General features: G+C 69.6%; 1 pseudogene. It reads left to right on the top strand.

Annotated features, from left to right (window positions below):
- Positions 1-448: pseudogene (locus DVK00_RS20980) on the top strand (sensor histidine kinase); the annotation flags it as partial.

Raw genomic sequence — 448 nt, forward strand, 5'->3', positions numbered from 1 at the left:
CTCGAACAGCGTCGCTTCGGTCGCATCCGACCTCGCCGGCCTCGTCGCCGCGGCCTTCGGCCTCATCATCTCCGTGCTCTTCGTCGCCGTCGGCCCCGTCGTCTACCGAAGCGACCTCAAGACCAACCACGTCGCCCGCGTCGCCGGCTGGAACCTCCTCGGCGTCGTCGTCACCGTGTTCGTCCTCGCGCTCATCGGGAGCTACCAGCAGGCCGCGGCCGGGACGGTCAGCGAACCGCTTTTCAGCGCCGCCGTGGTCGTGGGCGTGAGCGCCGTCGCGCACGTCCTCATCGGCCTCAACGACGTGCGCCGGATTCGGACCCGCGAGCTATCGGAGCAGTACAAACGCTCCGCGGTCATCAACCGACTCGTCCGCCACAACCTCCGACACACCGCGCAGTTGCTCCTCGGCTGGGGCGACCGACTCGCCACCGACGGCGGCGACGAC

Origin of the sequence: Haloarcula sp. Atlit-47R (assembly GCF_003665985.1) — an archaeon.
GTDB lineage: Archaea > Halobacteriota > Halobacteria > Halobacteriales > Haloarculaceae > Haloarcula > Haloarcula taiwanensis.